Genomic DNA, 6,049 nt, shown 5'->3' on the forward strand with positions numbered 1-6,049 from the left:
GGTTATGGAACGCGCAGGTCAACTGGTTAGCTAGTTCAAGTTGAGATGAGCCAGGAGGGCTTCGCGGTTGTTGGGGATGTTGTCCTCGATCACGGCGTCGAGGGCAGCGTTGAGAAGCTGCCCCAGCTCCGGCCCCGGCTTGACGCCGGCGCGGATCAGATCGCCACCATTGATGGCAAGCATCTTGAGTGTATAGGGCTCCCCCGCCTGCAGCAGATCGTGGGCGAGCGTACGCATCTCCTCGATCGTCTCGACGTAATAGAAGCACGAGGGCGCCTTGCCGAGCGTGTCGGCACGCTTAAGGTCCATGAGCTCGTCCATCAGACGCGGCGTATCGACACCCTCGCCCGAAAGCGCGCGCATCATATTGAGCAGGCAGGAGCGCTCGGGGCGCAGCGGCTTGTCATGGTATTTGATCAGCAGGCACACATCGCGCACCAAATCGTGCGAGAGCGCCAGGCGATCCATGATGACACGCGCCTTCTTGGCGCCGAGCTCGGGATGACCGTAGAAGTGGCCGCTGCCGTCGTGATCGACCGTAAAGCACTCGGGTTTGGAAACGTCGTGCAAAAACGCCGCCCACATTAGGCTCATTGAGGGTGTAAAGCCGTCGCACAGCGCCAACTCCCCCGCCACCGTCAGCACGCGGGCGATATGCTCGTAGACGTTAAACGCATGATAGACGCTGCGTTGATCAAACCCGCGAGCGGACGCGAGCTCGGGCACCGCGGCGCAAACAAGCTCGGGGTAGCGCAGCATCGCGTCTCCCCCATGGCCGGTCGAAAGGATACCCTCGAGCTCAATGCCCACGCGCTCGCGCGCCACAGCATCGAGCAGCGGCGCGCACTCGGCAAGCGCCTGTTTAGTCTTAGGCTCGATCATAAAATCCAGACGGCAGGCAAAACGCACCGCGCGCAGCATGCGAAGCGCGTCCTCGTTAAAACGACGCTTGGGATCTCCAACGGCGCGGATGAGCTTGCGGTCTAGGTCGCCCTGACCATCGTAGCGGTCGACAAGACCACGCTCGGGATGCCAGGCCATAGCGTTAACGGTAAAGTCACGACGCGCCAGATCGTCCTCAAGCGACGCCGCACGCTCCACACTCTGGGGATGGCGGCCGTCGGTGTAAAAGCCGTCTAGGCGGTAGGTGGTGACCTCAATGCGCTCATCATCGCAAATAGCCGTGATGCCGCCAAATTTTATGCCCGACTCAACCACGGCAATATCAGCCGCTTCGAGCGCCTCTTTGGACTCCTGCCACAGGCCGCTGCAGCACATGTCAACATCGTGGCTGGGGCGTCCCATCAGGGCATCACGTACCCAACCGCCCACGTACCAAGCCTCAAGACCTGCTGCCTCAAGCGCACGCAGGACACGGATAGAGGCATCGGTCGGCTGCGTACCGTTGAGCGAAACATTGCACATGCCTATGGCCTCCTGCGACTATCAAATTGGCTATCGATTGCGTCTGCAAGAAGTCTAGCAAGAAACAGCCTCCACTGCACACGCAAGTCCGATAAACAAAAACGCATCCGTCCTGGTCTAAGACGGATGCGAAATAATTGAACTATTCAGGCAAGGTGCCGGAACTAGCAAACCTGACGGATTGCAATACCCTTCTGATACTCATCGACCTTGGCAAAATCGCCCAGACCCGGGCACTCGACCACGTTGGCGCCGGTGGCCATCGAGAGGCGCAGGGCATCCTCGACGCGCTCGGGGGCGTCGTGCCACACGGACAGGAAGGCGGCCAGCGAGGAGTCGCCCGCGCAGACGGTCGACAGCAGCTTGACGTCGAAGGTGCGGTTGGCAAACCAGATGTGCTCGCCGTTGGAGAAGTACGCGCCGTCGCCGCCGAGCGTCAGCAGTACATTCTTAGCGCCCTTGGCGTGCAGCTCGGCCATGGCGCCCTTGACGGACTCGTCGTCGCCACCGCTCACCTTAATGCCAAAGATGTCGAGCAGCTCGTCGTCGTTAGGCTTAATGAGCAACGGCTCCATAGCAATGAGGTCGGCCAGCTGATGGCTCGAGATATCGAGCACGAACTCGGCGCCCTTCGCCTTCACGCGACGCAGGACCTCTGCCAGGAAGCTCTCGGAGGTGTTGGGGGGCAGCGAGCCGCTGATAACCAGGCAGGTCATGTCATCGAGCGAATCGATAAGCTCAAACATCTCCTGCTCGTTGGCTTCGTTGATGGCGGCACCGGCGTTGACCATGTTGTACTCGGTGTCGGGACCGGCGTTGAGGAACACGTTAACACGCGTGATGCCGTCAGTCCACACGGGCTTGACGGGCACGCCCAGGGCCTCGGCGCCCTTAACGATATACTCACCCGAGAAGCCGGCGAAGAAGCCCAGGATCGTGGTGTCGACGCCGTAGTGGTCGAGCGTAAACGAAACGTTGAGACCCTTGCCGTTGGGGGTGTAGACAGCGTTACGGGTGCGGGTAACGGTGTTGGCGGACAAGCCATCGCAGGAGATGTTGTAGTCAATAGCGGGATTTGCAGTAAGCGTGTAAATCATGAATGTTCCTTTCACGAAGCAACGTGTTAATGAAAGTATATTCCACGCTTCGGCAAAAGGCTACAACAACTCGGTGAACGGTGTGGAACGCGTGAAGCGCGGCTCCGAGGTTCGAGTGGGACAAAAAACGGCGCCCCGGTCGAAACCGGGACGCCGTATGCGCACGAGTTTGTCGTGTTTCGCTTACTTGCGATCGAGCTTGCGAACGGCAACGCGCTTGCTGTACTCGTCGACGTGACCAAAGTCGCCGATGCCGACGGACTCAGCAACGTTGGCGCCGGTGGCCATAGCGAGCTTCATGGCCTCCTCGACGTTGTCGCGATCCCTGTACCACTTGTGCAGGAACGCAGCGAGGGTGCAGTCGCCGGCGCAGACGGAAGAGACAAGCTTGATGTTGAACTCACGCTTGGCATACCAGATGTCCTCGCCGTTGGAGAAGTAAGCGTCACCGCGGCTACCACGGGTGAGCAGCACGTTCTGGACGCCGGCCTCGTGAGCCAGCTTCATGGCAACGCGGACCTCGTCGTCGGTGTCGACCGGCACGCCGAAGATAGCCTTCATCTCGTGATGGTTCGGCTTAATGAGCAGCGGCTTCTTGTGAGCGAGCTCCTTGAGCTTGTCGGAGGACAGGTCCAGGACGACGTCGGCGCCACGGGCCTGAGCGTGCTCCATGACCTGAGCCAGGAAGTCGGGCGTAGCTTTGGGAGGCACGGAGCCGGAGACGATCAGGCACTCAAGGTCGCCCGCGGTGTCCAGGATGTTGTAGAGCTCCTCCTGATGCTGCGGCGTGATCGGAGCACCGGGGTTCAGGATGCCGTACTCGTGCTGGCCATCGTTGACGTAGGTGTTGATGCGCGTGATACCGTCGGTCCAGACCGGGCGGCACAAGCAGCCCAGGTTCATGACCTCCTCGACGATAAACTTGCCCGTAAAGCCAGCGAAGAAGCCGAGCGCGACGGTGTCGACGCCCATCTTCTTAAAGGCGAAGGACACGTCGAGGCCCTTGCCGTTAGCCGTGTAGCTGGCCGAACCGGTGCGGACGTTCTCGTCGGGCTCGAGCGGAGAGCTCGAAACCGTCATGTCGACAGCCGGGTTAGCGGTTAGCGTGTAGAACATTTACAGTACCCCCTGTATATGTGAGGGCCGCGTGGCCGGCCCATTCCAACCACGCGGTTACCTCTGATACCAAATTAGCGAGCTGCGGACTCGAGCAGTGCCTTGACCTCGGCGGCGGTGTTGCAGGCGAGCGCCTTCTCGGCGAGCTCGTCGCACTCGGCCTTGGTCCACTGGCTGATGGTCTTGCGGGCGCGTAGGATCGACGGAGCGCTCATCGAGAACTCCTCCAGGCCCCAGCTGATCAGCAGCGGCTCGAGCAGCGGATCGGCAGCGGCCTCGCCGCACATACCGACCATGATGCCGGCCTTAACGCCGCTCTCGATGATGTTCTTGAGCGAGCGGAGCACGGCGGGATAGTACACCTGGTACAGGTTAGAGATGGTGTCGTTGCCACGGTCGGCGCACATGGTGTAGCCGATTAGGTCGTTGGTGCCGATAGAGAAGAAGTCGGCGACCTCGGCCAGACGGTCTGCGAGCAGCGAAGCGGCGGGCGTCTCGACCATAATGCCGACCTCGATGTTCTCGTTGAACTTGCGACCCTCTTCGGTCAGCTCGGCCTTGCACTGCTCGACGAGCTCCTTGACAGCCAAGACCTCCTCGACGCAGGTGACGAGCGGGATCATGATCTTGACGTCACCGAAGGCGCTAGCGCGCAGCAGAGCGCGGAGCTGTACCTTGTACTGGTCGGGATTGGCCAGGCAATAACGCACGGCGCGGAAGCCCATGAAGGGGTTATCTTCCTTGACCATGTGCAGATACGGAATCTCCTTGTCGCCGCCCACATCGAGCGTGCGGATGATGACCGGAGCACCCTTGAGCGCGCTGGCGACCTTACGGTAGGCGTTGAACTGCTCCTCCTCAGAAGGAAGCTCAGCAGAGTCCATGAACAGGAACTCGGAGCGGAACAGACCGATGGCCTCGGCGTCGTGATCGAGCGCGTTGGGCACGTCATCGGGGTTACCGATGTTGCAGGCGATGATCTTCTTGATGCCATCGGCAGTCACAGACGGCTTGCCACGGAAGGCCTCGAGGGCTGCCTTCTCGGCAGCGAAAGCCTCGGCCTTGGCGGTGTAGGCTGCGAGCGTCTCCTCGTCGGGATCGGCCTCAACGATACCCTTGCCGCCGTCGACGACAACGGTCATACCGTTGCGCAGCGCGGTGCAGCTGTTGGAAACCGAAAGGACAGCCGGGATCTCGAGGGCGCGCGCAATGATCGCGGAGTGCGACGTGCGGCCACCGGTCTCGGTAACGATACCGGCAACGTGGGCCTTATCGATCGTGGCGGTCATGGACGGCGTGAGGTCGTGCACGACAACGACGGTGTTCTCGGGCAGGACGGAGAGGTCGACGACCTCCTTGCCCAGCAGCTCGGCCAGAATACCGGTGCGGATGTCGGCGATGTCGGCCGCGCGCAGACGGAACATCTCGTCGTCCATGGACAGGAACATGTTCTCGAACATGGTCGAGGTGTCCATGAGCGCCTGCTCGGCGCAGGTACCGCCGTCAATGGCGGCGTTGATGGCGTCGGTCATGCCCGGGTCCTGAGCCAGGACAATGTGTCCGCTCATGATCTCGGCCTCGGCCTCGCCCACCGTCTCCTTCATGTGGTCGGCCTGAGCCTGGGTCTTCTCGCAGAAGACCGAAAGAGCGGACTGATAGCGCTCCTTCTCTGCTGCCGAATCAGCAACCTCGTGCGGCTCAAACGTCAAGTCGGGATCGACGGCGACCATGACGGTGCCGATACCGATGCCCTCGGAAGCGTTGACTCCCTGATACATTCCCATTCCTCTCTCCGTGTCATGTGATAAAGCGTTTTGCCATATCCATGACAAAAGAGCGCAGCTACCTTACAACAGGTCACTGCGCCCCCAAATATGAACTTAGTTGTTCAACATGCGACCCGTTTGAGTTCTACTCGCCAAGACCGCTCTTGATGAGCTCGATGGCAGCAGCCAGAGCCTCGGCCTCATCGGCGCCGTCGCACTTGACCTCGACCTCGGTACCGCAGGGGATACCAGCAGCCATGAGGGCCATCGGGGACTTGCCGTTGACCTCCTTCTCGGGGGTGACGACCGTCACGTCGCAGGCGTACTTGCCCATGGTGGAGGCGAAGAGGCCAGCCGGACGCATGTGAAGACCCTGCGGATTGACGAGGGTAGCCTTCTCAGAAACCATAATTGACTCCTTTTTGTGTTTAACCCCTGTCATGCATGCGGCAGGAGTCAGATTCACGACGTTGTTTATATTAACTCACATCAAACGGTTTTTCATTGTGTTTCGCACGAATTGTTGGACAGTTGTCTGTTCTGTCCGCTTGCTCGCCCCGGACCCCGCGCGCGGGGGCCATGAGATTTCCTGCTCTACAGTCCTGCTCGCACGAAGAGCACATTAAGTGCTCTTCGGCTCGTGCG

At 60.5% G+C, this 6,049-nt stretch carries 5 protein-coding genes; all 5 read right to left on the reverse strand.

The window, feature by feature from the left end; translation table 11 throughout:
• Positions 1-30: 30 nt before the first annotated feature.
• Positions 31-1,425 carry a CCA tRNA nucleotidyltransferase gene (locus DW661_RS07150; RefSeq protein ID WP_118935191.1) on the reverse strand — a complete coding sequence of 465 codons (1,395 nt, stop codon included), beginning with the start codon at positions 1,423-1,425 and terminating at the stop codon, positions 31-33.
• A gap of 164 nt (positions 1,426-1,589) precedes the next feature.
• Positions 1,590-2,522 (reverse strand): 1-phosphofructokinase family hexose kinase, encoded by a 933-nt coding sequence (locus DW661_RS07155; RefSeq protein WP_117583462.1) that lies wholly within the window; start codon positions 2,520-2,522, stop codon positions 1,590-1,592.
• A gap of 183 nt (positions 2,523-2,705) precedes the next feature.
• The gene (locus tag DW661_RS07160) at positions 2,706-3,638 is read right to left on the reverse strand and encodes a 1-phosphofructokinase family hexose kinase (protein WP_055250439.1); all 933 of its coding nucleotides are present in this window, start codon (positions 3,636-3,638) and stop codon (positions 2,706-2,708) included.
• Between the two features lie 74 nt (positions 3,639-3,712).
• On the reverse strand, positions 3,713-5,416 hold the full coding sequence (ptsP, locus tag DW661_RS07165; protein ID WP_035138206.1) for a phosphoenolpyruvate--protein phosphotransferase: 1,704 nt from the start codon (positions 5,414-5,416) through the stop codon (positions 3,713-3,715).
• A 133-nt stretch (positions 5,417-5,549) separates the two neighbouring features.
• Positions 5,550-5,813, reverse strand: coding sequence for an HPr family phosphocarrier protein (locus tag DW661_RS07170; RefSeq protein ID WP_022094575.1), 264 nt, complete (start codon positions 5,811-5,813; stop codon positions 5,550-5,552).
• Positions 5,814-6,049 lie beyond the last annotated feature (236 nt).

This window comes from Collinsella sp. AM24-1, from assembly GCF_003470325.1.
Classification (GTDB): Bacteria; Actinomycetota; Coriobacteriia; order Coriobacteriales; family Coriobacteriaceae; genus Collinsella.

Coding starts and splice junctions, on each gene's coding strand:
- DW661_RS07150 (WP_118935191.1), bottom strand. CDS start 1,425: ATGTGCAATGTTTCGCTCAACGGTACGCAGCCGACCGATGCCTCTATC.
- DW661_RS07155 (WP_117583462.1), bottom strand. CDS start 2,522: ATGATTTACACGCTTACTGCAAATCCCGCTATTGACTACAACATCTCC.
- DW661_RS07160 (WP_055250439.1), bottom strand. CDS start 3,638: ATGTTCTACACGCTAACCGCTAACCCGGCTGTCGACATGACGGTTTCG.
- ptsP (WP_035138206.1), bottom strand. CDS start 5,416: ATGTATCAGGGAGTCAACGCTTCCGAGGGCATCGGTATCGGCACCGTC.
- DW661_RS07170 (WP_022094575.1), bottom strand. CDS start 5,813: ATGGTTTCTGAGAAGGCTACCCTCGTCAATCCGCAGGGTCTTCACATG.